Here is a 21954-nt window from a genome sequence, read left to right as displayed (position 1 = left end):
GAACGGTGAAAATGAAGTTGGCTAATCTTACTGAAATCTGAGGCATTGGCAATTATCCCGGTCACAGGGATGCCATTAAATGCGACTCAGACCACAGGCTCCTGAGCCAAAGCCGGTGGTGTTGGCAAGGCTCTGCCCCGCTGGGCAAGCAGATCGGGCGGATAGCTTATACTGTCGTCATCAAACCAGGCGCCTGCCTGCTGCATCAGTCTCAGCACTGCGGGATCGGTATTGAGCGCCCCTCTGGCATCGCTCAGCAGCTCCCGGTGAAAACGGGCACGGATATCCAGCGGGGTTTCCCGCCCCGGGACCTCACCCACCTCCAGTGCGATTTCAGCCTCATGACCGAGGGCTTTGGACAGCGCCTCATTGAGCTGCCCAATGGCCACGGGCGCTGCCAGATGCTTTTGGTCCTGTTTCAGCACCAGGGGGATAGGATTAGACCATGCCAGACAAACCGAATTGACCGCCAGCTGGCGAACCCGGCCGCCAATCTCCAACGCTCCCATCAGCTTGTACCAGCGAAGGTCAGTTTCATCACCGCCAATAGGGCTGGCGGCGCTGTGATTGGCACAATGCACCCCGTCACTGGACGAGACTTCGTCCGTGTGTGTTTGCCCTTTAGCCTGCAACGCTGTTTGAGATTCAGCTTTTAGAGGTTGGGGTGTCTGCGTATGTGGCGCAGCCGATGTGTATTCCTCTGGATGAGCCTTGTCTGGCGACTCAGCGTTAACCGGAGCTGACTCTCTGTTTACTGCGTAATCCAGGGCCAATTCAGGCGCTTTTGAACTGTCATCAGGAGTGGCCGTATCTTCCCAAGGCGGCCTGTCATAATCGGCAGCAACATCCGCACCCGATACACTTGCTGTGGCTTGGGTGAGCGTAGCTGTTTGGGTATTGGCTGACATTGCACCGAGGGATATTTCATCCTGCGTGCCCTTGTCAGTCGGCGCCGTGGTTACCGGAACAGTGCTAGTTTCCTGCACCGCCATGCGGCGGCGCTCGAAACTGGATACCGGCTTTTTTGCCTCATCTTCTTTCGCCTCCGAGGTGATACCACTGAGTAAATCTTCTCTGGCAGCCAAAACAGCATCGAGCAAGTCATCACCAAATGCAGAAGCCGGCGTGTTGACAGGTTGGGACTCTGCCACGACCTTTGACTGAGCCCCCGTAGCACCGCTTTGAAGATGATCGCTTTGGGACTGTTCGTTTTGGAGCTGAAAACCAGCGCCATCGTCAAGCCCCCGTTCCACTGGAGTCTCAGAGATATCGGCCGAATAGCTTTGGGGATAGTCCGCATACGCCATTTCATCGAATAATGGTGGGGCATCATGTAACGGGAGGTCGTTGTCACCGGCGTTAACTGCGTCGTATCCGGGATTGAACCCCTGGCTTTCGGCCTGGGAAATCAGCAGGTTTTGCTCTGCAAACAGGGCGTCAGACTCAGCCTCATGCACATCGTCATCGCCGCTTGGTGCCTCTTCGGTGGCAACCGAACTGTCGGCCTTAACAGCGGGCTCCTCAGTCGTCCTGACAGGGCTGTGGGTACCTGCCACCAAGGTGGAAGCAATACCGGCTTGCGGCACTGCAGCCGCCACAGGCGTTTCAGTAACAACAGCGTGGTTAGGCGCAGTGTCCGCTTGAGGCGCACTCTTTCCCTCTGTCGATGGCGCAACAAGCTTGAGTGCCTCGGCAGCCGACACGCCCTCACCTGACTGCCAACGGCTTACCGGCTTTTCGGGCACAAAGCCCACGGCGCGAAGCAGACTCATTTCCAGCCCGGAGGCTGGGTCGGGCGCGTAGGGCAAATCCTTACGGCCACTGAGCAAAATTTGGTAATAAAGCTGTACCTGCTCGGGCTTCAATGCTTGGGCCCAGGCAAGTACGGCAGCCCCGTTGTCGCTGATGCTGGCAGTGGCCGGGGCAAATTGTGCGAGGCTGATTTGATGAAGCAGTTCAAGCAAGGCCCTTAAGACCTCGTCGGCATCGGCACCGAAACCCATTGCTGTACGGGCAGTGGTGAGCAGTGTCTCAATGTCGCCCTGGCAGAGGGCATCGAATAAGTTCAGTATTTGGCCTTTATCTATGGCCCCGAGCATGGTTTGCACCTGAGCAAGGCGCACCTCTCCCCCGCCAAAGGCAATCGCCTGGTCGGTAAGACTCAGGGCATCACGCATACTGCCGGCCGCCGCCTTGGCAAGCAGCGATAAAGCATCCTCATCGAATCCCAAACCCTCGCCACTGAGAACGGCAGCCAATTGCGCCTGAATTTGCGGTTGTGTCAGCGCTTTGAGATTGAATTGCAAACACCGGGACAGCACTGTCACCGGCAGCTTTTGCGGATCTGTGGTGGCGAGCAGGAACTTCACATGCTCAGGCGGCTCTTCGAGGGTCTTCAGCAGCGCGTTGAAAGAGCTTTTGGAAAGCATGTGCACTTCATCGATGAGGTACACCTTAAAACGTCCGCGACTGGGTCGATACTGCACGTTGTCGAGGATTTCGCGGGTGTCATCCACCTTGGTACGGGATGCGGCGTCCACTTCAATAAGGTCAACAAAGCGGCCTTCGGCAATCTCGCGACAGGCACTGCATTGCCCGCAGGGCGTGGCAGTAATTCCCTGCTCACAATTGAGCCCCTTGGCGAACAGCCTGGCCAAACTGGTCTTTCCCACACCACGGGTGCCGGTAAAGAGGTAAGCATGGTGTAATCTTTGCTGACCGAGGGCATTGGTCAAGGCATGAAGCACGTGGGATTGGCCCACTACTTCGGCAAAATTGGCAGGGCGCCATTTTCTGGCCAACACCTGATAGGACATGTCACTCCCCACTTACAAAATCGGTCGGGAGCCTGTGTCCCGTCATGGGGCAAACATACCACGCTGAGGGGGGCGATGCCATAACGCCATGACGGGGCAGGAAGTGTAAGGGTTCAAGCGTTGGATTAATCGCCTTCGAACTCACACAATTTACAGATTTCCAGGCCCATGGCCTGCAACCGTTTTTCACCACCCAGATCCGGCAGGGAAATAACAAAGGCCGCGTGGGCCACATCACCGCCCAGACGGCGAATGAGTTTAACCGTGGCTTCGATAGTACCGCCGGTGGCCAGCAGATCGTCTATCACCAACACCTTGTCACCAGCCTTGATAGCATCGACGTGGATTTCCAGGGTGTCGTGTCCGTATTCCAGCTCATAGCTTTCGCTGATGGTTTCACGGGGCAGTTTGCCAGGCTTGCGTACAGGCACAAAACCCACACCCAGCTCCAACGCAAGCGGTGCACCGAACAGGAAACCGCGGGATTCGGTTCCCACGACCTTAGTGAAGCCGGAATCCTTGTAGCGTTCAACGAGCAGCTTCATAGCTGTTTGGTAAGCAGTGTGATCCTCAAGCAGGCTTGTCACATCACGGAACATAATGCCGGCTTTGGGGTAATCAGGAATGGTTTTAATGCTTTGCTTGATAAGCGCTAAGCTATCTGTGTTCATAGGACATTCACGTTAGATTTGCCGGCTTCGCCGGACTTTGACAACAAAAAAGTCCACGAAATGTGGACTTCAAATTTAATCCGGCTAAAGCTTAAGCTCCTTTGCCTGTGGATGCAACCGCCTGCACACCGGGCCGCCAGTGTCGGTGGTCACAAAATCGGCACTCAGGGTGTATCTTCAAGTTCGGGCACTGAGTGCAGGAAAGCCAGCAGAGCCACCAGTAACGAAAACAGCATCAGCTTGACCCACAGCAGCGGCACGACGGCAATGCTGATAGCAAAACTCAGGCTCGACAGCACCATGGCTTTACGTTTGAGCCCCCGTCTGATGGCCTTTTTTTGATCCCAGTTATTGAGAGCATCGGCAAACCAGGGATGCGTCATTAACCAGCGGTGCAAACGCTCACTGGAGCGGGCAAAACAAAAGGCAGCCAACAGCACAAAGGGCACCGTGGGCAGCAGCGGTAAAAACACGCCTGCTACACCCATCACCAGGCTTATCAAACCAATCACCAGCAACACACTGCGCTTTATCACGCCTTCGCCCCCTTGGGTTCAGTCCTTCTTTGCAGCCTCAAAAACAAAGGCCACTCAATTGAGTGGCCAAGTATACCCTTGTTCCGAACTTAGATTAAGCCGGCAAGTTTGAGCCAAGAGAGGCTGGCAGGCAGGGTTGGAACCAGAAGAACCAACAGAAAACCAATAAGATACCAAACGTTGAAAGGCTCTTTGAAATTAGCGTCCATGTGGACTCCTCTACAAAATGTACGACCACTGCCGTGATGCAGCTCACAAAATGGGCGCCATTCTAGCGGTTTGTCCTGAACGATAAAACCAACTAACTGTAGGGTTATTGCAACTTTTGCACTACTACACCCCGGACGGCCATTTGCCCGAGCACCTGAGCGATGCCCTCCCGGAGCTGCTGTCCATCAAAGTTGGGGTAAAGTGCCTGCATTTTTTGCAGTAGTTCGATGTACTTGATGCCGGTATTGGCTTCCAGGACCGCCAACAGCTGCGCCGTCATGGGGTTAAGTTTCAAAAAGCTCACCTCATCATCGCTATCCCGATAGAGACAAAAATAACAAGGTGATGGCAGAGGTGTGTCCGGTTGGTACTGGGGTGAAATTTTCTCGACCTCAAAATGGTACTGCGCCACCCGGGCATGGGATGCCAACCCCAGCCTGGCATCAAGGTAAGCTTGTTGCGCCAGCGCCGTGTCATCGAAAGCGGCTTCATCACCCTGTTCCATTGCCGTGGCGACCACTAATTCCAGCCATTCATAGTGCGCCAGTTCCAACAAAAATGGGGGCTCGTCGACCTGGCGTTCCCGGGCGCTTAAAAAGGCAAGAAATTCGCCGGCAATGCCAATAAACAGCGGGTTTTGGCAGTCATGTTCAGTAAAGAACTGCCTTAGCTGCGCCTGCCACTGTGCTTCCCCATAGAGGCTCTTGAGTACCGGAAAGCCACTGTTTACAAAGCCACTGACATTGTTGAAAAAGAGTTCCCGATAAACCCCCATCCGTTGGGGCGCTATCCCGTGGGGACAGGGTAAGTCCGGCCTGCGGATGGCCTCGATAAAATCGGCCTGAATATCCTTAAAGCTCATCCGGCCCTCCTGCTGGTTCGAATTGCCGCAGCCTGATAATCCCGAATGCGATCAATTTCCTGAAGCAGCTCCCCTATCGGCGGGATATTGAAATCCCGTTCGAGCAAGGTAGGTAGAGGCCCGTGCAGCGCATAACAGTCACAGAGCAGTTGCCAAACCGGGTCGACTATGTCTGCCCCATGGGTATCTACTATCAGATCTGGGGCTTCCACGTAGTGCCCTGCCACATGGAGATAACGTATACGCTCGGTGGGCATGGCAGCAAGATACGCAGCCGCATCATAATTGTGGTTGATTGAATTCACATAGATGTTGTTCACGTCCAGCAGTAGCTGGCAATCCGCCTCTTCCAGCACGGCCAGCACAAACTCCAGCTCCGTCATCTGTGCGCCGGGCGCGGCGTAAAACGAGATGTTTTCCAGGATTAACGGCCGCTCAATGATGTCTTCCACCTGCTTCACCCGTCCGGCGATATGACGAACAGCCTCAGGGGTAAAAGGCATGGGCATTAAATCGTACAGGTGCCCAGAGCCAGAGCAGTAGCTCAAGTGCTCTGAATATACTGCTATTCCGTGCAAATCGAGGAAGGCTTTAATGCCCTTGATAAAGTCAATGTCCAGCGGCGCACTGCTACCGATAGACAGGGACAAGCCGTGACAGAAAAATGCATGACGCTCGGTTAAAGCACGGAATTGTTTGCCGTATTTACCACCAAGTGCCATCCAGTTTTCCGGGGCGACTTCAAAAAAATCGATTTGTGCCGGTACCGATTGACTGAATTCAGCCAACATTTCGCGCCTTAGCCCCAGTCCGGCCAGCGAGGATACTGCCATGTGTTCACCTCTGCCTGCGAATAAAATGCCACGCGGGTCATTTCCCGCGTGGCAGCCTGATATCAGTGAGCGCCGCCGCACTTGCCTTCTTTGGCTTTTTCAGTGCCCTTGGCTTCACCACACTTACCTTCTTTGGCTTTTTCGGCAGTTTCCTGGCCTTTTTTCATGCCTTCGCCACATTTGCCTTCGCCGCACTTACCTTCTTTGGCTTTTTCGGCAGTCTCATGGCCTTTTTTCATGCCCTCGCCACACTTACCTTCACCGCACTTACCTTCTTTGGCCTTCATGCCCTCACCGCATTTACCCTCGCCGCACTTACCCTCTTTGGCCTTCTTGCCTTCACCACACTTGCCTTCACCACATTTACCTTCGTCACCCACCAGTTGGTAACCAGCTTGCATTTCATTGAAGCCAAAAGGGTTGGCCTGCGCTTCGGCGGCAAACGCTGCGCCCACAACAACGCTTCCCAGTGCAACTGCGGCGGCGGTTTTCTTGATGCTGTTCATAGTCTTCTTCCTTCTGTGTGTTTCAGTGAGTTATGACGGCCGCCTTTTGCTGCCAGTCTGATTTACCAGACCCATGGCGGCCTGTTTTTATTTCAATTTTCCAATGCACTCACAGAATTTTTTTAAAAAGAGTGCAAGGCAGAGCCTTTAAGCTAGACACTTTTATCATGGGTATCAAGTTCTTGGAATACGAGTTGTCCCAATCTTTTTCCATGCTTGGTAAAGCTGCGGGCGCGCGGTAAAATGCCGCGCTTATTTTTAACGAATGCGGGATATCAGCTTGCGGATTATTTTGGCCCCTATGGAGGGCGTGCTGGATCATTTGATGAGGGAGCTGCTCTCATCCATCAACCCCTACGATCTCCTGGTTACCGAGTTTGTGCGCGTGGTGGATCAGCTATTACCGGAAAAGGTCTACTATCGCCTCTGTCCTGAGCTGAAAAACAACGGCCTGACCAAGAGTGGTACCCCGGTTCGGGTTCAGATATTGGGTCAGGAACCCGGTTGGATGGCTGAAAACGCGCTGCGGGCGGTGACACTGGGCTCCCGAGGTGTAGATGCCAACTTTGGCTGCCCGGCCAAAATGGTTAACCGCAGCAAGGGTGGTGCCGTGCTGCTGCAATATCCCGAATTAATTCACGATATTGTCAAAGCCATGCGTCAGGCTGTGCCCAGCGAGCAGCCGGTCACCGCCAAAATTCGTTTAGGGTACGAAGACAAATCTCTGTTTATGGAAAACGCCCTGGCCGTATACGAGGCCGGCGCCACCGAGCTTGCCATTCATGCCCGCAGCAAGGTAGACGGTTACAAACCGCCCGCCTATTGGGAGTACATTACCGAGGTGCGTGAGCGCTTGCCCATTCCGGTCATCGCCAACGGCGAAATCTGGAACCGTGACGATGCCCTGCGCTGCATGGAAGTAACGGGCTGCGACAGCATCATGATTGGTCGGGGTGCCTTGTCAATGCCAAACCTGGCTGCCAGCATTAAGGGTGACACACCCTATGATTGGGCCACAACGCTGAGATTGATGATCCACTACTCAGAGCTGGAAACCTCAGGACTGAAGGCCACTTATTATCCGGCACGTATCAAACAGTGGTTCAGTTACCTGAGCAGGGAATATCCGGAAGCGGACGACCTGTTCAGGGAAATACGAATTCACAAAACCACCGAGGACATACTGAATGGCCTCAAACTGGCAGCCACCAAGCTGGCGCCAATGAAGTCATAATGGGCGGTACTTAAACAGCGCCGCACGCTTGCAACAGTGGCAATCTTTGATCTGCAAAGGCTTTACACGCTGCTGAAATGAAAAATCGAACAGTGTTTTGATCCTTGTCATAGTCCCGCGCACCGGGGCTACTAGACTGAAATCCAATCCATGTTGAATTGGACTTCTGTAACGACAGGGGATAACCGTGACTATAGCCAATACCAGACAAGCTTTATCACAGCTTGAAGCCACACTCAGGGAAGAGATAGCGGCGCTCCCCTTCCCCGAGCTACAAGGCTCGGCCTTGAAAGCCTCGCTGAGCGAGCTTATCGATACCCTTACCCGACTGCACCTAGCGGATGATCTCATCTATGACAGGTTAACCCGTTTGGATGCGGCGCAGTGTCAGTTGGATTTAGGACTCTACGGCCTGTGTGCCGATTGCGAATCCGAAATAGAGCAGGATAGGTTGATACGGGATCCCACCGTTCAGCGTTGCCTGTCCTGTGACGACCATTATCGCCACGAACACAGACACGAGCTGCGGCTCAATCACTGAGGAGTGGCCACACTGACACACCGGATTCGCGATTCAGGCATGGCCATCATTTGCAAAAACGGCATGTGAGTATGGCCAATCCCTGAGTGACGGGGAATAAAAAAGGAGCCTTTCGGCTCCTTTTTTATTTTCTGCGACTGATTAGCGAGTGCGTGGGCACAGCTCGTCAGCAGCGAAGAAGTAAGCGATTTCGCGCTCGGCAGAAGCCAGAGCGTCAGAACCGTGTACAGCGTTCTCATCGATGCTGGCAGCATAGTCAGCACGCAGAGTACCGCGGGCAGCTTGAGCTGGGTTGGTAGCACCCATGATTTCGCGGTTGGCCAGAACGGCGTTTTCACCTTCCAGAACCTGAACCATGATAGGGCCAGAAGTCATGAAAGACACCAGGGCGCCGAAGAAAGGACGCTCGCTGTGCTCAGCGTAGAAACCTTCAGCCTGCTCTTTGGTCAGGTGAACCATCTTGGCAGCGATGATTTTCAGGCCAGCTGATTCAAAACGGTTGTAGATAGCACCGATGTGGTTCTTGGCAACAGCATCAGGCTTGATGATAGAAAAAGTGCGTTCGATCGCCATAACTAGCTTCCTTTGATGAGCAAGTTTGTAAAATTCGCGCGGATTATACGGGATTTATTTCACAAAGCCTATCTTTATCACATAGACAGGCACAACCAAACCTTGCAAAGCTGGGGCTCTGCAAGGTTTGGTTCAGAAATATTTGAGAGGGCTTATTTGCGGCCCTTGGCCCACCACCAGGTACCGGCAATAGCCACCAGCGCAATGGCAGGCAGCAGGTCCATCATATGGTGAAAGAGCCCCACTCCACCGTGCCCCTCATGGGCCATGGCAGCGGCAGGAACAAGCAGGAGCAGAGGCAGTACAGATTTCATGGCAGCGTCCTTTTATTTATAAGCATGAATGCCGCTCTGGGCGGCCATGTGACAAGCTTACGCCCATGGACAATGGCGAGTTTGACGGCGATCAAAGTTCTTATGGGCTTACAAAGAGTTAACCTTAAAATCCATCCTGGATCACAAAATGTCCTTAACCTCGGGCACCCGTTTGCTTGGGTTTCTTATGGGCGGCTTTCTCAATAAAGGCAATGATGGCACCGGCAACATCCTTGCCGGTAGCGCCTTCTATGCCTTCGAGTCCGGGAGATGAGTTGACTTCCATCACCAGCGGGCCGTGGTTTGAACGCAGCAAATCGACGCCAGCCACATTCAGTCCCATGGTCTTGGCGGCACGGACGGCGACAGAGCGCTCTTCCGGTGTCAGCTTAACGAGAGTCGCACTGCCACCGCGGTGCAAATTGGAGCGAAACTCGCCAGGCGCCGCCTGACGCTTCATGGCCGCCACCACCTTGTCACCCAACACAAAACAGCGAATATCGGCGCCATTGGCCTCGCGGATATATTCCTGCACCATGATGTTGGCCTTAAGGCCCATAAAGGCTTCAATCACACTCTCTGCCGCTTTGCGGGTCTCGGCAAGCACCACACCTATGCCCTGGGTGCCTTCCAGCAACTTAATCACCAGCGGGGCACCACCAACCATCTCAATCAAGTCAGGAATGTCCGACGGCTTGTTGGCAAATCCGGTGATGGGCAACCCTATACCGCGACGAGACATCAGCTGCATTGAACGTAGCTTATCGCGGGAGCGGGTAACGGCAACAGATTCATTTAGGGTATACACCCCCATCATTTCAAATTGCCTCAGCACGGCACAGCCGTAAAAGGTGATGGCCGAGCCGATGCGGGGGATCACGGCATCGAAAATAGGCAGCTCTTCCCCGGCAATGTGAATGCTGGACGCCCGCATATTGATGTTCATATAACACTCAAGGGGGTTAATGACCCTGACCTCATGACCCCGCTCTTTGGCGGCCTCCACCAAACGACGGGTGGAATAGAGTTCTGGCCCCTGAGATAAAACAGCGATCCGCATTCATGACTCCGATAATGAAAAACTCGCGCATCATACGCGCCTTTTGTATAAAAGCAATCTCGGCCAATTGCCGCTGTGGCCGGTGCCAATAACTATAGCGAGACGGCCGAAAAAAAAGCCAGTCATAAGACTGGCTTTCATCATCGAAAGGCGCTGATTAGCCTTCACTGACCATGTTGATGGTGTACTTGGGAATGTCGACCACCAGGTCACAATCCACAACCTTGGCCTGACAAGAGAGGCGGCTTTCCGGCTCCAGTCCCCAGGCTTTGTCGAGCATATCATCTTCCAGTTCGTCCGATGGCTCGAGCTCATCAAAGCCTTCACGTACCACCACGTGGCAGGTGGTGCAGGCACAGGATTTTTCACAGGCATGTTCAATGTGGATCCCGTTTCTTAAGGCCACATCCAATATGGACTCACCCACCTTGGCCTCAACCACGGCACCATCAGGACAGAGTTCTTCGTGAGGCAAAAATACGATTTGCGGCATGTTGTTACCTATATAGTGTCGACCGACTGGCCCTTGAGGGCATTGCGGATAGAATTGTCCATACGTTTGGCGGCAAACTCCTGGGTTTGGTTGTCCAGTCGCTCAATGGCCGCCAAAATAGCATCGGCATCATCGCCTTTGGCCACTTCGGCAAGTTCGGCCATGGCCGCGGTGATATCGTTTAGCTCTTCCTCAGACAGCAGCACCTTATCTTTGGCGAGCGCCGAATGCAGGGACTCCAGCACCCGTGCAGCTTCTACCTGTTGCTCGGCCAGCATACGGCGACTGATGTCTTCCTTGGCATGCTTCATGGAATCCTTGAGCATGGTGGCGATTTCGGTGTCAGACAGGCCAAAAGAAGGCTTCACCTGAATGCTGGATTTCACCCCGGTGGACTTTTCCATGGCGGTGACACTGAGCAATCCATCAGCATCCACCTGGAAAGTGACCCGAATATGGGCGGCGCCGGCAGCAAGCGGTGGTATCCCCTTCAGGGTAAAGCGTGCCAATGAGCGGCAATCCTGTACCAGCTCACGCTCGCCTTGTACCACATGGAAGGCCATGGCAGTTTGGCCGTCCTTAAAGGTGGTAAATTCCTGCGCGCGGGCAACGGGAATGGTGGTATTGCGGGAAACGATTTTCTCCACCAAACCGCCCATGGTCTCAATACCCAGCGACAGCGGGATCACATCCAACAGCAGCAAATCCGACTCGGGTTTATTACCAACCAGAATATCCGCCTGAATGGCGGCGCCAATGGCTACCACCCGGTCAGGGTCAATGCTGGTCAGTGGCGCCTTACCAAAGAAGGCTTCGACTTCTGAACGCACCAACGGCACCCGGGTCGAGCCGCCTACCATCACGGTTTCCAGCACTTCGCCAGCATCGATACCCGCATCACGCAGCGCGCGGCGACAGGCGGCGATGGTCTTTTTCACCAAGGCGGCGATCAGGGCATCGAAGGTCCCGCGGTCGATGTCGTGATGGTAAGCCTGCCCCTGATACTCGAGAGTCGCAGTGACGGTATCTGTCTCTGTCAGAGCTTCTTTCACTCTGCGGGCTTCGATCATCAGCTTACGACCGAGGCCAGTATCGGCCAGATCCAGCCCCCATTGCTGAGCAAGATATCCGCCAAGCAGATGATCGAAATCATCGCCGCCAAGGGCAGAATCACCACCGGTGGCCAAAACTTCAAACACACCGCGGTTCAGACGCAAAATGGAAATATCAAAGGTACCGCCGCCGAGGTCATATACGGCGATAACGCCTTCCTGACCTGAGTCCAAACCATAGGCGATGGCAGCAGCAGTGGGCTCGTTGAGCAATCGTAGGACTTTCACACCCAGAAGCTGCGCCGCGTCCTTTGTCCCCTGACGCTGAGCATCATCGAAGTAGGCAGGCACAGTAATCACGGCACCTTCCAGGCTTCCGCCAAGGGTATCTTCGGCGCGGGCGATAAGCGGACGCAGAATTTCGGCCGACACCTGTACCGGGTTCACCTGTCCCTGAGGGGTATTAAACAGGGGCAAGCCGTTTTCACTGGCGCTGAACTGATAAGGGAAACGCTGACTGCCAGCCTCAATATCCGCCAGGCTGCGGCCCATAAAGCGTTTTACAGAGACTATGGTATTGGCGGCATCGGTGGCGCTGTGCAGTTCGGCTTCCTGGCCAACGGAAATACCCTCCTTTGCATAACGCACGATAGAGGGCAAAGAGTGGCGGCCCTGGGCATCCGCCAGGGTTCTGGCTTCACCGCTTCGCACCGCGGCCACTAAAGAGTTGGTGGTGCCAAGGTCGATACCGACTGCGAGTCTGTGTTGGTGGGGCGCGGCGCTTTGGCCGGGCTCGGCGATTTGCAATAAGGCCATAGGTGTCCAACTTAACTTACGCCGGCGACCGACGCCGGCTTAAAAAGGAATGTGTCAGTCCAGCAGTGCGTCTTCCGCCCGCTCAAGTTCCACATGCAATTTTGCCATAAACTTGAGTTTGCGAACCTGATCTGCCGCAGCTTGCAAGTCATTGTCGTCTTCGCTGACAAGCAACGTCTTGAGCTTGGCAGTCACCTGCTTTTGGAAGTCACCGAAAGACTGGTACAGGTCAGCAATCAGGCAGTGGGGATCGTCTGCGTGGGTAATCTCTTCCAATGCCTCGCGCCATTCCATTTGTTGCATCAGGAATGCAGTATCGCGCACGGTTTGGGTTTCATGGCGAATATCAACCCCTTTGAGCGCAAGCATATGCTCGGCGCGGCGAATGGGGTCTTTGAGGGTTTGGAAACCGTCGTTCACCATGGCTGTACGACTGACCGCAAGCAGTTTTTCCTGCTCACTGGCGGCGGCAAACTTATCGGGATGTACGGTACGCTGAAGCTCGCGGTATTTGTCCGCGAGCTCACTGGTATTCACATCGAAAGCAACCGGAAGGTTAAACAGCTCGAAGTAATTCATAAAACCGGATTATACGGTGAAGCTCTCGCCGCAGCCGCATTCTCCCTTGGCATTGGGGTTATTGAATTTGAAGCCCTCATTGAGGCCTTCCTTGACGAAATCGAGCTCGATACCCTGCAGGTAAATGAAGCTCTTGGCATCGATGATGATATTAACACCGTCTATTTCGTAGACTTCGTCGTCATCGTTGAGATCGTCAACAAATTCCAGCACGTAGGCCATACCCGAGCAGCCAGACGTCTTGAGACCGAGACGAAGGCCTACACCCTTACCGCGATTGGCAAGGAAGGCTTTGACTCGCTCATTGGCTGCGGGTGTCATAGAAATCGCCATACGAACTCCGAATTACTTGGCTTGCTTGTGCTTGTACTCTTCCAGAGCTGCCTTAATGGCATCTTCGGCCAGAATAGAACAGTGGATCTTCACCGGTGGCAGAGCCAGCTCTTCGGCGATATCCGTGTTCTTAATAGCAGCTGCTTCTTCGATGCTCTTGCCTTTCACCCACTCGGTGACCAAAGAGCTTGAAGCAATGGCGCTGCCACAGCCGTAGGTTTTGAATTTGGCGTCTTCAATGATGCCGGCGTCGTTGATCTTCAACTGAAGTTTCATCACGTCACCGCAGGCAGGCGCACCCACCATACCGGTCACTACGCTGGGATCGTTCTTGTCAAAAGAACCCACGTTACGGGGATTCTCGTAATGATCTATCACTTTTTCACTGTATGCCATGATACTGCTCCAAATCTCTCAACCCACCAATCAGTGGTGTACCCACTCAACCTTGCTCAAATCGACACCATCTTTGAACATCTCCCAAAGTGGGGACATTTCTCTGAGCTTGCCGATAGAGCCCTGGATAATGCCGATGGCGTAATCCACTTCTTCCTCGGTGGTAAAGCGACCGATGGAAAAACGGATTGAGCTGTGGGCCATTTCATCGCTCAGTCCCAAAGCGCGCAGCACATAGCTTGGCTCAAGACTGGCAGACGTACAGGCAGAGCCCGATGATACGGCTAAATCTTTCAGGGCCATCATCAAGGACTCACCTTCAACAAAGTTAAAGCTGACGTTCAGGTTACCGCAGTAGCGCTGCTCGAAGTCACCGTTAACATAGGTCTCTTCGATATCTTTGATACCGTTCCACAGGCGGTCACGCAGAGCGTGGATACGGGCGTTATCGCTTTCCATATCTGCTTTGGCAATGGCAGCCGCTTCACCGAGGCCTACTATCTGATGCGTAGCCAGAGTGCCGCTGCGCATGCCGCGCTCGTGTCCGCCACCGTGCATCTGGCTTTCCAGACGGATGCGTGGCTTACGGCGCACATACAGCGCACCAATACCTTTAGGGCCATACATCTTGTGACCGGAAATCGACATCAGGTCAACCTTGGTAATTTGCACGTCAATCGGCAGTTTACCGGCGCTCTGGGCAGCATCCACGTGGAAAATAATGCCCTTGCTGCGGCACAGCTCACCAATGGCATCGATATCATGTACCACGCCGATTTCGTTATTCACGTGCATCAGGCTCAGCAGAATGGTGTCGTCACGCATGGCTGCCTCAAGGCGCTCCATGGGAATGATGCCGTTCACACCAGGCTCGAGGTAAGTCACTTCAAAACCTTCACGTTCCAGCTGGCGGCACGTATCCAGCACGGCTTTGTGCTCGGTTTTGCTCGTGATGATGTGTTTGCCTTTCTTCTGATAGAAGTGTGCAACGCCTTTAATAGCCAGGTTGTTTGACTCGGTGGCGCCGGACGTAAACACGATTTCGCGGTGATCGGCATTAATCAGATCTGCCACCTGCGAACGGGCGACATCTACCGCTTCTTCCGCCTGCCAACCGTAACGATGGGAACGGGAAGCCGGGTTACCAAAGATGCCGTCCATCGTCATGTACTGCATCATTTTTTGAGCAACGCGCGGGTCAACCGGGGTCGTTGCGGCGTAATCGAAATAGATAGGAAGCTTCATCACACACTCCGTACTTCGCAGTCTCAACCGAGGCTACTTACAACGTACATGCTTAATTATTATGGATTCACAAGGACTTAAGCCGATGCCCTGTGCCCTTTCTGTATCTGATCCTGCTGCACAGAGATGTACTGAACATCCCGTTTCTGCATAAGTGCAGCGAGGCTGATACCGTTCAAAAAGTCAGAAATTTGTTTGCTGAGATCGCCCCACAGAGAATGGGTCAGGCAGCGACTGCCACTTTGACAGTTACCAGCACCCTGACAGCGGGTAGCATCCACTGATTCGTCAACAGCATGGACAACCATGCCGACAGAAATATCGTCCGCTTCAAGCCCGAGGCGATAACCGCCACCCGGGCCGCGGACACTGGCGACCAGTCCATGTTTGCGCAACTTGGCAAAAAGTTGCTCGAGGTAAGAGAGTGAAATCCCCTGGCGCTCGGAAATATCAGCCAGCGGTACAGGCCCTTGGGCGGAATGAATCGCCACATCCAGCATAGCAGTTACGGCGTAGCGGCCTTTTGATGTCAGTTTCATAGCAACCGTGGTTCCCCTGTAATTCTGGGAGCAATTTCACCATACCTGAGTAATTTAGTCAACTATAAAACCAACTAATTTACTCAAGTATTGGATTGGTGTGCCTCAGAATACCCCCGCACAAAGCTGGGGTATTTAACCTTTTTTCAGTCTTTTTATCAATGTAAAAAGGCCAATTTTGCGGTCTTGGGATCAGATACTGGGATCAAACTCATCCAGCGCGTTCTGGCGTTTCTCTGCGGCGGCGGCTTCGGCCTCACTGAACTCGCCAACATCGAGCTCAGGCAGGCGCTCGGTGCACACGTTTCCGCCGAGGCGCTGCAGCTCCTGGCAAAGGTCCTGCACCTTAGAGTCCATCAGATGCATGTGGTCGAGCATCTGTCCGATGGCATTGGCGACGGGGTCCGGATTGTCGGGCGAAACCGCATAGGCGTCGAAGCCATACTTTTTGGCCATGGCGCTGCGACGTTCCGTGGTTTCTTTGGACTGGCTCGATGGCTGCGCCACAGCACGGCCGGGGATCCCTACTACCGTGGTGTGTTCTGGCACATCTTTTACCACCACTGAGTTGGAGCCAACACGGCTGCCCTCTTTCATGGTGATAGGCCCGAGAATTTTGGCACCGGCACCCACCACCACGTTATTCTCAAGGGTTGGGTGACGTTTACCTGCATTCCAGCTGGTGCCGCCCAGCGTCACGCCGTGATACAGGGTGCAATCATCGCCAATCTCGGCGGTTTCACCAATCACAATGCCCATACCGTGGTCGATAAAGAAACGACGTCCAATGGTGGCTCCCGGGTGAATTTCCACGCCGGTCAGCCAGCGGGAGAAAGTCGACAAACATCGGGCCAAAAAACGCCAATCCCGCTTCCACAGTTTATGACTTATCCTGTGCAGCCAAATGGCATGCATGCCGGGATAATTCAGCAGGATTTCAATGGCGCTGCGCGCCGCCGGATCCCGGTGGTAAATGGAGGCAATGTCTTCTTTCAGCCTGGATATCACACCCATGTCGTTTCCTTGTCATTGAGCCCGGGGCTCGGTTACTTCTTGCTGCCGACGGCCTTTTCGATGGAAGTCAGGATGCCACGCAGAATGTTCATCTCATGGTTTTCTATCCGGGCGCGGGTAAATAGCCGTCTTAACTTGGTCATCACCTGCCCCGGATGATTCTTAATAATAAACCCGGTTCCGGTCAGGGTTCTTTCGAGATGCTCAAAGAATCGCTCGTTCTCTTCCATCAAGGGGTATTCGGTCACTTCGGCCGCCTGATTTTCCAGCGCCAAATGGGCAATACGTGTCTCATAACAGATGATTTGTACCGCTTGCGCCAGATTAAGCGACATGTATTCGGGGTTGGCTGGAATAAAGACGTGATAATTGCAGGCCTGAAGTTCTTCGTTATAGAGGCCATGATTCTCTCGGCCAAACACAATGGCCACAGGGCCACTGACGGCTTCAGCTGCCAGTTTGCCACCCGCCTGACGGGGATCAAGCAGAGGCCAGTCCAGCGTACGGCTGCGTGCCGAGGTGCCAATGACCAGGGCACAGTCCTTGATGGCTTCGTGGAGTGACTCAACCCGGGTGAGATTTTTCAAAATATCGCAGGCTCCAGCGGCCAAGGCTACCGATTGACCATCGGGCTCACAGCGAGGTTCTGCCAGATAAAGATTTGATAAACCCATGGTTTTCATAGCCCGAGCGACGGAGCCTATGTTACCGGGATGGGAAGTGCCTACCAAGACGACGCGGATATTACTGAGCATGAAACGACTTAATTTAATTGATAAAAATCCTGAGCGGTGCAGTCTACCACAGCGGCGGTTAAATCCTTATATGAAAATCTGTAATTGATATACCCGGCAGATGCGGTATAATGCGCGCCGCTCATTTTTCGTTCTTTAACATCCAGGGGATTGCAATGCATCCGATGCTGACCATCGCTGTGCGCGCCGCTCGCGCCGCCGGCCAAACCATTATGCGTGCTTATACTGATCTCGACCGCGTCGAGGTGAGTACCAAAGGTATCAATGATTTTGTTACCAGCGTAGACAAGGAAGCCGAAGCAGCTATCGTTTACCAGATCCGCAAATCTTATCCCGACCACACCATCGTTGGTGAAGAGCAGGGTGAAAACCGCGGTACGAACAAAGATTATATCTGGATCGTTGACCCTCTGGATGGCACCACCAACTTTATGCGTGGTATCCCCCATTTCGCCGTTTCCATCGCCCTGCAATACAAAGGTAAAACTGAAGTTGCCGTAGTCTACGACCCGGTGCGTGACGAGCTGTTCAGCGCCGTCCGCGGTCAGGGCGCCAAGGTAAACGACTTCCGCGTTCGCGTGAGCAACGTTCAGGACCTCAATGGCACCATCATCGCCACGGGTTTCCCATTCAAGTCACGCCAACACACCCAGACCTACATGAACGTGCTCAACGAAGTGTTTGCCCAGTGCGCTGACCTTCGCCGCGCCGGAGCAGCCTCTCTGGATCTGGCCTATGTCGCTGCCGGTCGCATGGATGGTTATTTCGAGCTTGGTCTCAAGCCGTGGGACATCGCTGCCGGTGACCTGATTGTGCGTGAAGCCGGTGGTACTGTGACTGACTTTACCGGTGGTCACAACTATCTGATGTCCGGCAACATAGTGGCTGGCTCACCCAAGGCGACTACCGCACTGGTGAAAACCATGCGTCCTCTTTTGAACGAAGCCCTCAAGCGCTAAGATTCAGAAAAGATTCCTAATTCAAGAACCGCCTCACGGCGGTTTTTGTTTTTGTGCACCATATCAATTTACATGCATATTTTAAGCACCTTATAATAACCAACAAATTTACTCAGGTTTAGGTGCGCCATGCTCAATATCCATGATCCCCGCAAGACCGAATCCATCCCGCCACTGCTCAGACTGGGCTTTCGTCCGTTCTTTTTATTTGGCGCCGCCCTCAGCGTCCTGGGCGTTGTCCTTTGGGTATTGGCACTATCCGGCGCCATTAACTTCCAACCCCATGGAGGCGCTTACTGGTGGCACGGTCATGAGATGCTTTTTGGCTTTGTAACGGCCATCATCGCCGGCTTTTTACTCACAGCTGTCCAGAATTGGACCGGAGTGCCCGGGCTTGGCGGCAATAAGCTGCTGGCCCTGGTATTGCTGTGGCTTGCCCCCAGGCTCACACTTCCCATCACCTCAGTTCCGTTCGAGCTGGTGATGGTAATGGACCTCACTTTTTTACCCGCTGTTGCCCTTGCATTGGGCCACAGTGTCACCAAGGTAAAACAATGGCGTAATCTGGTGTTTGTGCCCATGCTGCTGTTGATGGCAAGCCTCAACGCCCTCTCCTACCTTGCTTTGACCGACGGCAACGCGATACAGGCCCAAAAGGCGCTGCACGGAGCCGCGTTGGTGGTAATCATGATAGTGGCGCTCCTCGGTGGCCGGGTTATCCCCTTTTTCACTGAACGCGCCAGCGCCTATCAGCGCAAGACGAATCTTTGGTATCTCGATGCCGGAACCTTTGTCTCGCTGTTGATGCTGATTGGGGCGCTGATTTTTGATCTGACCGCACTGCAACGCCCAATCGCCGCTGTAGCAGCCATCATTATTTTGCTTCGCTGGCATCGCTGGGGCTGGCGCCACACCCTGGGTGTCCCGCTGCTTTGGTCTTTGCATTTAAGCTACCTGTGCATTCCGGTCGGGCTCGGGATCATTGCCATGGGTCTGCCCTTTTCTGCAGGGTTTCATGCGCTGGCCGCCGGGGGCATGGGTGGCATGATTCTGGCAATGATGGCACGGGTTTCTCTGGGCCATACCGGCCGGATGCTTGAGCCCCCCAAAGCCATGGTGGCCGGTTTTGTGTTGGTACTGCTTGCCGTTGTACTCAGGGTGATGGCCGGGCTAATTCCTGCTGCATATCTGCCGCTGCTTATCGCCTCTGCAGTCACATGGGGGCTGGCGTTTGGTATTTTTATCCTCAAATACGGCCCAATGCTGGCCTCCCCCAGAGCTGATGGCCGTCCGGGTTAGGCTCATCCTTTCTCAATTGTGAAGCCAGTCACGGTGTGTCATGCACCGTGCTGGCAAAAGACTGTTACTATCTTTCTAAACAATGCTAGGGAGATAGAGATGGATCTGTACCGTAAATATGGCTCAAAGCTGTTGAAGCTCACCGAGAATCTGGTGCTGGCAATCATTGCTGTGGCCACGGTCGCGGCCATTGGCCAGGAGATCGCGCACATCCTCAACATGGGAAAAGTACAGCTGGCAGACTTGCTGCTGTTGTTCATCTATTTGGAAGTGCTGGCCATGGTGGCCAATTATGCCGAGTCGGGTAAATTACCGGTACGAATGCCGCTTTACATTGCCATCGTTGCGCTGGCGCGTTACCTCATCCTCGATATGAAGAGCATGGATGACTGGCGTATTTTGGCAATATCTCTCTCAACCGTGGTGCTTGCGGCTACCGTGATAGTCATCCGATGGGGTCAATTGAAAATGCCCTATCCTAAAAATCAGGAATACGACAACTGACGCTGTATCCGCCTTTAAGCCGGTCAATTTCCGGCTTTTTTTCATTCACCTTAATGGAGCATTGGTATTCTTAAGTAAAAGGAATTATGCTGATTTTTAAGCGCTTGTAATGTGCCAGAGGAGAAGGCCGTGATGGATGACAATCCAAAAGATTACGAAGAAAGACGCAGATCACTCAGGGTAGATTTAGAAGCAGAACGCGTGCTGGTCAGCTGGGTTGATAAAGATGGTATTGAACGAAATGACGATGGTGTCTGTATTGACCTGTCGAGGCGTGGCTTACTGTTTGAATATCGTCAGCCTTTCGCGTTGGGAGAACTGGTCGAAGTGACCTTTAATCCAGGCACAGACAAACAGAATACTGTTCAGGGGCAGGTTTGCCGCTGTAAAGAGAGTAAAGCGCAGAGTTATCATATTGCTATGCAATTGATTTAAGCGATGCTTTTCTATCGTTTCCGACACACTGTTCTATACTGATGTGAAAAGATTGGCTTTTACGGAGCGTCCATTATGATTTTGCTGGTTGGTGGTGAAAAAGGCGGTAGTGGCAAGAGTTGCCTGGCGCAGAATATTGCAGTGCATATCACCCAAAAATTCAATGCCAACGTGCTCATGGTGGACTGTGACCCCCAGCGAACAACCTCTGATTGGATCCAGGCCCGAAACAACGATCCCAGCCTGCCGCAAATCAATTGCATCCAGTTATACGGTAAAATCCGTAACGATCTCTTGAGCCTGAATGAACGTTTCGACTATGTGATTGTGGACTGTGGTGGTCAGGATAACCTCGCCATGCGTGCCGCCATGTCGGTGGCAACTTACGTTGTTGTGCCACTGAGGCCAAAACGGCGTGACCTCAAAACACTGCCGCACATGGAAGACATGCTCAGTACCTGTAAGATGGTTAACCCCAAGATGGTCGCAACTGTCGTGCTGACTCAGTGCCCTGCTTTGCCCACTCAGGCCAAACGCATCATTGAAGCAAAGGAAGTTGTTACATCCTTTGGTTTGAGAGTGCTGGACTCTGTCACCTTCAGCCGCAACATCTATGATGACAGTGAGGAAAAAGGATCCTCGGTCATCGAAATCGAGCCCGACGGCAAAGCCGCCGAAGAAATTCGTGCCATTGCCGATGAACTCTTGGCCATACCACCAGAAAATTCCTATGAGCTTAACTGACTTAAAGCGTAAAAAGCCCAAACAGGACCGCGGTAAAATATCGGTGGAAGATTTCATCGATGATGCCAACAATTATGCTCACGGACGGCCTACTTTGCTCGATGAGGAGCATCTGGCTGCACGTGTAAAATTGGGACTGGATAAATCGACCACCAAGGTCTACCGTCACGCCACCTTTAGCCTGACCACCAAGTCGATTAAGCAACTCGATGAGTTGGCAAAACAATCAGGCATCGCCAAATCCAAGCTGCTTCGTATCCTCATCAAAGAATTCCACGAAAAAAGTGCAGGTGAACAGGATCACATTCTTCGTCGTGGCGAAGAAGACAACTAGTGCTCACAAATCAGGGCTTGAAGTGTCACCAGGCCCTGCTCTGTTTCAATAAATTTCCCCTTTTGCTTCAAAAACCTTATTAGCTCGCCGGCTGTTAACCCTTGCGCACTGCAAGTGTGAAACCTGGCCGAATCACCAAAAGTTTGCGCAATCAAGGACACAAGTGCATCTTGAGTCAGAGGTTTACCGTGGGCTAACATCAAAGCCATCACTTGATGGCCGTGAACAGATTGGGTCATTGGGAGCTCCGCTGTTTCAGGTACATGTGGGATTTAAGGCAAATCATTGGCATCTTATAACC

At 53.3% G+C, this 21954-nt stretch carries 27 protein-coding genes; 8 read left to right on the top strand and 19 right to left on the bottom strand.

Annotated elements, in window-relative coordinates; genetic code table 11:
• Positions 1 to 86: 86 nt before the first annotated feature.
• The 6 genes from dnaX to SAMA_RS06820 form a co-directional block, all read right to left on the bottom strand.
• Positions 87 to 2816: a DNA polymerase III subunit gamma/tau gene (dnaX, locus tag SAMA_RS19350; protein ID WP_011759426.1), complete on the bottom strand. Its 2730-nt coding sequence runs from the start codon at positions 2814 to 2816 to the stop codon at positions 87 to 89.
• Between the two features lie 125 nt (positions 2817 to 2941).
• Positions 2942 to 3487 (bottom strand): adenine phosphoribosyltransferase, encoded by a 546-nt coding sequence (gene apt / locus SAMA_RS06840; protein ID WP_011759425.1) that lies wholly within the window; start codon positions 3485 to 3487, stop codon positions 2942 to 2944.
• Positions 3488 to 3651: 164 nt separating this feature from the next.
• A complete protein-coding gene (locus SAMA_RS06835; RefSeq protein WP_011759424.1) occupies positions 3652 to 4023 on the bottom strand; it encodes a YbaN family protein in 372 nt (123 codons plus the stop codon).
• Positions 4024 to 4336: 313 nt separating this feature from the next.
• Positions 4337 to 5095, bottom strand: coding sequence for an HvfC family RiPP maturation protein (locus SAMA_RS06830; protein WP_011759422.1), 759 nt, complete (start codon positions 5093 to 5095; stop codon positions 4337 to 4339).
• On the bottom strand, positions 5092 to 5928 hold the full coding sequence (locus tag SAMA_RS06825; protein ID WP_011759421.1) for an HvfB family MNIO-type RiPP peptide maturase: 837 nt from the start codon (positions 5926 to 5928) through the stop codon (positions 5092 to 5094). The genes SAMA_RS06830 and SAMA_RS06825 overlap by 4 nt, the downstream gene beginning before the upstream one ends.
• Positions 5929 to 5990: 62 nt before the next feature.
• Entirely contained in the window at positions 5991 to 6434 is a 444-nt protein-coding gene (locus SAMA_RS06820; RefSeq protein ID WP_011759420.1) for an HvfA family oxazolone/thioamide-modified RiPP metallophore, read from the bottom strand.
• Positions 6435 to 6714: 280 nt separating this feature from the next.
• Between SAMA_RS06820 and dusC the strand changes: the two genes are divergently transcribed.
• Entirely contained in the window at positions 6715 to 7668 is a 954-nt protein-coding gene (gene dusC, locus SAMA_RS06815) for a tRNA dihydrouridine(16) synthase DusC (RefSeq protein WP_041410205.1), read from the top strand.
• A gap of 187 nt (positions 7669 to 7855) precedes the next feature.
• A complete protein-coding gene (locus SAMA_RS06810; RefSeq protein ID WP_011759418.1) occupies positions 7856 to 8209 on the top strand; it encodes a TraR/DksA C4-type zinc finger protein in 354 nt (117 codons plus the stop codon).
• 141 nt (positions 8210 to 8350) lie between these two features.
• Here SAMA_RS06810 and ndk read toward each other — a convergent pair whose 3' ends face one another.
• The 12 genes from ndk to trmJ form a co-directional block, all read right to left on the bottom strand.
• Positions 8351 to 8782 (bottom strand): nucleoside-diphosphate kinase, encoded by a 432-nt coding sequence (gene ndk / locus SAMA_RS06805; RefSeq protein WP_011759417.1) that lies wholly within the window; start codon positions 8780 to 8782, stop codon positions 8351 to 8353.
• Between the two features lie 152 nt (positions 8783 to 8934).
• The gene (locus SAMA_RS19685) at positions 8935 to 9096 is read right to left on the bottom strand and encodes a hypothetical protein (RefSeq protein WP_011759416.1); all 162 of its coding nucleotides are present in this window, start codon (positions 9094 to 9096) and stop codon (positions 8935 to 8937) included.
• 154 nt (positions 9097 to 9250) lie between these two features.
• Positions 9251 to 10156 (bottom strand): 30S ribosomal protein S6--L-glutamate ligase, encoded by a 906-nt coding sequence (gene rimK / locus SAMA_RS06800; RefSeq protein ID WP_011759415.1) that lies wholly within the window; start codon positions 10154 to 10156, stop codon positions 9251 to 9253.
• A 157-nt stretch (positions 10157 to 10313) separates the two neighbouring features.
• Positions 10314 to 10649, bottom strand: a complete 336-nt coding sequence (gene fdx, locus SAMA_RS06795) for an ISC system 2Fe-2S type ferredoxin (RefSeq protein WP_011759414.1) — start codon at positions 10647 to 10649, stop codon at positions 10314 to 10316.
• 8 nt (positions 10650 to 10657) lie between these two features.
• Positions 10658 to 12517 (bottom strand): Fe-S protein assembly chaperone HscA, encoded by a 1860-nt coding sequence (hscA, locus tag SAMA_RS06790; protein ID WP_011759413.1) that lies wholly within the window; start codon positions 12515 to 12517, stop codon positions 10658 to 10660.
• 54 nt (positions 12518 to 12571) lie between these two features.
• A complete protein-coding gene (gene hscB / locus SAMA_RS06785) occupies positions 12572 to 13096 on the bottom strand; it encodes a co-chaperone HscB (RefSeq protein WP_011759412.1) in 525 nt (174 codons plus the stop codon).
• Positions 13097 to 13105: 9 nt separating this feature from the next.
• Positions 13106 to 13429, bottom strand: a complete 324-nt coding sequence (gene iscA / locus SAMA_RS06780; protein ID WP_011759411.1) for an iron-sulfur cluster assembly protein IscA — start codon at positions 13427 to 13429, stop codon at positions 13106 to 13108.
• A 12-nt stretch (positions 13430 to 13441) separates the two neighbouring features.
• Positions 13442 to 13825 (bottom strand): Fe-S cluster assembly scaffold IscU, encoded by a 384-nt coding sequence (iscU, locus tag SAMA_RS06775; protein ID WP_011759410.1) that lies wholly within the window; start codon positions 13823 to 13825, stop codon positions 13442 to 13444.
• 30 nt (positions 13826 to 13855) lie between these two features.
• The gene (locus tag SAMA_RS06770; protein ID WP_011759409.1) at positions 13856 to 15070 is read right to left on the bottom strand and encodes an IscS subfamily cysteine desulfurase; all 1215 of its coding nucleotides are present in this window, start codon (positions 15068 to 15070) and stop codon (positions 13856 to 13858) included.
• A gap of 77 nt (positions 15071 to 15147) precedes the next feature.
• Positions 15148 to 15609, bottom strand: coding sequence for a Fe-S cluster assembly transcriptional regulator IscR (gene iscR / locus SAMA_RS06765; protein WP_011759408.1), 462 nt, complete (start codon positions 15607 to 15609; stop codon positions 15148 to 15150).
• A 192-nt stretch (positions 15610 to 15801) separates the two neighbouring features.
• On the bottom strand, positions 15802 to 16623 hold the full coding sequence (gene cysE / locus SAMA_RS06760) for a serine O-acetyltransferase (protein ID WP_011759407.1): 822 nt from the start codon (positions 16621 to 16623) through the stop codon (positions 15802 to 15804).
• A 32-nt stretch (positions 16624 to 16655) separates the two neighbouring features.
• Complete coding sequence (gene trmJ / locus SAMA_RS06755; protein WP_011759406.1) at positions 16656 to 17378, bottom strand: tRNA (cytosine(32)/uridine(32)-2'-O)-methyltransferase TrmJ; 723 nt, start codon at positions 17376 to 17378, stop codon at positions 16656 to 16658.
• A 155-nt stretch (positions 17379 to 17533) separates the two neighbouring features.
• On the opposite strand from trmJ, the gene suhB reads away from it, so the two are divergent.
• From suhB to SAMA_RS06725, 6 genes are all read left to right on the top strand, one after another.
• On the top strand, positions 17534 to 18337 hold the full coding sequence (gene suhB, locus SAMA_RS06750; RefSeq protein ID WP_011759405.1) for an inositol-1-monophosphatase: 804 nt from the start codon (positions 17534 to 17536) through the stop codon (positions 18335 to 18337).
• A gap of 129 nt (positions 18338 to 18466) precedes the next feature.
• Positions 18467 to 19636: an NnrS family protein gene (locus SAMA_RS06745; RefSeq protein WP_011759404.1), complete on the top strand. Its 1170-nt coding sequence runs from the start codon at positions 18467 to 18469 to the stop codon at positions 19634 to 19636.
• A 99-nt stretch (positions 19637 to 19735) separates the two neighbouring features.
• A complete protein-coding gene (locus tag SAMA_RS06740) occupies positions 19736 to 20140 on the top strand; it encodes a phosphate-starvation-inducible protein PsiE (protein WP_011759403.1) in 405 nt (134 codons plus the stop codon).
• Between the two features lie 132 nt (positions 20141 to 20272).
• A complete protein-coding gene (locus SAMA_RS06735) occupies positions 20273 to 20575 on the top strand; it encodes a PilZ domain-containing protein (RefSeq protein WP_011759402.1) in 303 nt (100 codons plus the stop codon).
• Positions 20576 to 20650: 75 nt separating this feature from the next.
• Positions 20651 to 21319 carry an AAA family ATPase gene (locus SAMA_RS06730; RefSeq protein ID WP_011759401.1) on the top strand — a complete coding sequence of 223 codons (669 nt, stop codon included), beginning with the start codon at positions 20651 to 20653 and terminating at the stop codon, positions 21317 to 21319.
• Positions 21306 to 21653: a ribbon-helix-helix protein, CopG family gene (locus SAMA_RS06725; protein WP_011759400.1), complete on the top strand. Its 348-nt coding sequence runs from the start codon at positions 21306 to 21308 to the stop codon at positions 21651 to 21653. The genes SAMA_RS06730 and SAMA_RS06725 overlap by 14 nt, the downstream gene beginning before the upstream one ends.
• Here SAMA_RS06725 and SAMA_RS06720 read toward each other — a convergent pair.
• Positions 21650 to 21892, bottom strand: coding sequence for a YecH family metal-binding protein (locus SAMA_RS06720; RefSeq protein WP_011759399.1), 243 nt, complete (start codon positions 21890 to 21892; stop codon positions 21650 to 21652). The two genes, SAMA_RS06725 and SAMA_RS06720, sit on opposite strands and share 4 nt — an antisense overlap.
• Between the last annotated feature and the right edge of the window lie 62 nt (positions 21893 to 21954).

The organism is Shewanella amazonensis SB2B (assembly GCF_000015245.1).
GTDB lineage: Bacteria > Pseudomonadota > Gammaproteobacteria > Enterobacterales > Shewanellaceae > Shewanella > Shewanella amazonensis.
The sequence above is the reverse complement of the archived record's forward strand: the minus strand, read 5'-3'. Positions and strand labels throughout refer to the sequence as shown.

Coding starts and splice junctions, on each gene's coding strand:
- cysE (WP_011759407.1), bottom strand. CDS start 16,623: ATGGGTGTGATATCCAGGCTGAAAGAAGACATTGCCTCCATTTACCAC.
- fdx (WP_011759414.1), bottom strand. CDS start 10,649: ATGCCGCAAATCGTATTTTTGCCTCACGAAGAACTCTGTCCTGATGGT.
- dnaX (WP_011759426.1), bottom strand. CDS start 2,816: ATGTCCTATCAGGTGTTGGCCAGAAAATGGCGCCCTGCCAATTTTGCC.
- hscB (WP_011759412.1), bottom strand. CDS start 13,096: ATGAATTACTTCGAGCTGTTTAACCTTCCGGTTGCTTTCGATGTGAAT.
- SAMA_RS06740 (WP_011759403.1), top strand. CDS start 19,736: ATGGATCTGTACCGTAAATATGGCTCAAAGCTGTTGAAGCTCACCGAG.
- iscA (WP_011759411.1), bottom strand. CDS start 13,429: ATGGCGATTTCTATGACACCCGCAGCCAATGAGCGAGTCAAAGCCTTC.
- SAMA_RS06745 (WP_011759404.1), top strand. CDS start 18,467: ATGCTCAATATCCATGATCCCCGCAAGACCGAATCCATCCCGCCACTG.
- SAMA_RS06725 (WP_011759400.1), top strand. CDS start 21,306: ATGAGCTTAACTGACTTAAAGCGTAAAAAGCCCAAACAGGACCGCGGT.
- rimK (WP_011759415.1), bottom strand. CDS start 10,156: ATGCGGATCGCTGTTTTATCTCAGGGGCCAGAACTCTATTCCACCCGT.
- hscA (WP_011759413.1), bottom strand. CDS start 12,517: ATGGCCTTATTGCAAATCGCCGAGCCCGGCCAAAGCGCCGCGCCCCAC.
- apt (WP_011759425.1), bottom strand. CDS start 3,487: ATGAACACAGATAGCTTAGCGCTTATCAAGCAAAGCATTAAAACCATT.
- SAMA_RS06830 (WP_011759422.1), bottom strand. CDS start 5,095: ATGAGCTTTAAGGATATTCAGGCCGATTTTATCGAGGCCATCCGCAGG.
- iscU (WP_011759410.1), bottom strand. CDS start 13,825: ATGGCATACAGTGAAAAAGTGATAGATCATTACGAGAATCCCCGTAAC.
- SAMA_RS06720 (WP_011759399.1), bottom strand. CDS start 21,892: ATGACCCAATCTGTTCACGGCCATCAAGTGATGGCTTTGATGTTAGCC.
- SAMA_RS19685 (WP_011759416.1), bottom strand. CDS start 9,096: ATGAAATCTGTACTGCCTCTGCTCCTGCTTGTTCCTGCCGCTGCCATG.
- suhB (WP_011759405.1), top strand. CDS start 17,534: ATGCATCCGATGCTGACCATCGCTGTGCGCGCCGCTCGCGCCGCCGGC.
- SAMA_RS06730 (WP_011759401.1), top strand. CDS start 20,651: ATGATTTTGCTGGTTGGTGGTGAAAAAGGCGGTAGTGGCAAGAGTTGC.
- iscR (WP_011759408.1), bottom strand. CDS start 15,609: ATGAAACTGACATCAAAAGGCCGCTACGCCGTAACTGCTATGCTGGAT.
- SAMA_RS06820 (WP_011759420.1), bottom strand. CDS start 6,434: ATGAACAGCATCAAGAAAACCGCCGCCGCAGTTGCACTGGGAAGCGTT.
- SAMA_RS06825 (WP_011759421.1), bottom strand. CDS start 5,928: ATGGCAGTATCCTCGCTGGCCGGACTGGGGCTAAGGCGCGAAATGTTG.
- SAMA_RS06770 (WP_011759409.1), bottom strand. CDS start 15,070: ATGAAGCTTCCTATCTATTTCGATTACGCCGCAACGACCCCGGTTGAC.
- SAMA_RS06735 (WP_011759402.1), top strand. CDS start 20,273: ATGGATGACAATCCAAAAGATTACGAAGAAAGACGCAGATCACTCAGG.
- ndk (WP_011759417.1), bottom strand. CDS start 8,782: ATGGCGATCGAACGCACTTTTTCTATCATCAAGCCTGATGCTGTTGCC.
- trmJ (WP_011759406.1), bottom strand. CDS start 17,378: ATGCTCAGTAATATCCGCGTCGTCTTGGTAGGCACTTCCCATCCCGGT.